Annotated in this window: 2 protein-coding genes; one reads left to right on the top strand and one right to left on the bottom strand. The window is 66.2% G+C overall.

Annotated features, from left to right (window positions below; all coding sequences use genetic code 11):
* The coding region (locus GPA25_RS23515; protein WP_211163335.1) for a Nif3-like dinuclear metal center hexameric protein at positions 1–395 on the top strand (395 nt) is incomplete at its 5' end.
* A 43-nt stretch (positions 396–438) separates the two neighbouring features.
* Here the strand turns inward: GPA25_RS23515 and GPA25_RS23510 are convergent.
* On the bottom strand, positions 439–1,614 hold the full coding sequence (locus tag GPA25_RS23510) for a type IV pilus assembly protein FimV (protein ID WP_169262819.1): 1,176 nt from the start codon (positions 1,612–1,614) through the stop codon (positions 439–441).
* Between the last annotated feature and the right edge of the window lie 156 nt (positions 1,615–1,770).

Below are 1,770 nucleotides of genomic sequence, written 5' to 3'. Positions count from 1 at the left end.
GGGTGGGTGAGGGGCGTTTTGGCGAGCAGGATCTCGCCTGGATCGGGCGGCCGGCGCAGCTCGAGTCGGCCACGCAGATTCTGCGTTCGCTGGCCGCGAGGCTTGGGCGGGAGCCGTTATTAATCGGTGACGGGGCGAGGCCGGTGCGGCGTATTGCATGGTGCACCGGTGGGGCGCAGGGGTACTTTGAACAGGCGATTGCTGCCGGTGCGGACTTGTATGTATCGGGCGAGATTTCCGAGCAGACCGTGCATCTGGCCCGCGAGTCGGGAGTCCCCTACATCGCTGCGGGGCATCATGCCACGGAACGCTACGGGATTCGTGCCCTGGCGGCCTATCTGGTCCGGCAGTTCGGACTCGACGCACGATTCGTCGATCTGGATAACCCGGTGTAGATGTACCGGCCGCGCAGGGCGGCCTGTCCGAGGGGGCGCCGCTTCAGTTCAGTGCCTGCGGTATCGCCTCGGGTGAACTTGCGGGTGTCGTGTCGGGTGCCGCGGCACTGGGCTCTGCCGGAGGTCTGTACGGTCCGAGATGTTCCTCAAGGACCGCCGCGAGCATCAGAATTTCGTCGATGACGCTGAGCGGGAAACCTTCGCGCGTGCCGTCGCGGTTGTCGCGCAACAGGTTCTCCAGATAGGCCTGACACTCCCGGGTTCCCCAGAGTTGCTGCACGTTCTTCATTACGTGAGCCATCTGCTCCATGGTGTGCTTCGACTGGCGGGCTTCGTCGAAGGTGTCCCAGGTAACGGATTTGACGTTGAAAGTCTTGTTCAGCTGTCGCGCAAGGGCGTCGAATTCGTCGCGCAGGTCGGCCGCGCGATAGACCTCAAGCAGCTTGAGCCACGGTGTGACGGCTTTCCTGGGATTGGATGCAATGAATTCGGCGAGCGTGTCTGCGGCGCCCTGAATGCGCCCGAAGCCCATCATGATCTCGGCGAGCTCGATCGCCGATTCGTGCTCTTCTGCCGTCTCGTCTGTCGTCGCGAAAGGCGTGATCGGCGCGATTGGCGGCATTGGCGCGTCGATTGCTTCATCGGCCGTTTCCCATCCCAGGGGAGCGCGCGCGACAGGGAGGAGCGGCGTAGCGGTGTGAGGCGGCGTGGTGGCCGCCGGGCCGTCCGTTTTCCCTTGCGGAGCGCCAAAAGGACGGGCGGCGGGTGCAATCCTGGGTTCTCTGACGGGTTTCGAGCGCCGTTTGCTATCTTGCTCGGCAAGGCGCTCCACGCGACGGCGGCGCATCCACAGTAGCGCAGTGGCGAGCGCCAGCGATGCGCCGCCGAGCGCAATGGTCGAATAGAACCAATCGCTCGCGAGCGTGCGCTTGGGGGCCGGTGCGGGGGCAGGCGCAGGTGCAAGTTCGGGAGCGGGGGCAGGCGCGTCAATGGGAGCAGGCGTCCTGACGGGGGGGGCGGGTGCCGCGGCGCCGAGTTGCGCGCGCTCCATCATTTGCGCCTGGACTTCCTCGAGCTGGCGGATGCGATCGTTCAGCTCGAGTTGCGTGATGATGGTGCGGTCGACCGCCATGGTCACCATCTGCTCGCGGCGCAGCTGATCCCGCTGGGCATCGCTGGTTGCGCCGATGCGGCCAAGGCTTCCCAGTTCGGTGCTCATTCTCAGGCCGCCGCCCGGGACCTCGTCGATGCCACCGCCAAGCACCAGCCGGTCCTGTTCGCGCGCGGGCGTAGCCCTTGGTCTCGCCGCCGCTATTGCAGGCTTTGTGGCGGAAGAGGGCAGGGGTGTCGCGGGGCCGGACTCACGGGGGGTGCG

Source organism: Aromatoleum diolicum, assembly GCF_012910955.1.
GTDB lineage: Bacteria > Pseudomonadota > Gammaproteobacteria > Burkholderiales > Rhodocyclaceae > Aromatoleum > Aromatoleum diolicum.
This window is presented reverse-complemented; position numbering and strand designations above follow the sequence as displayed.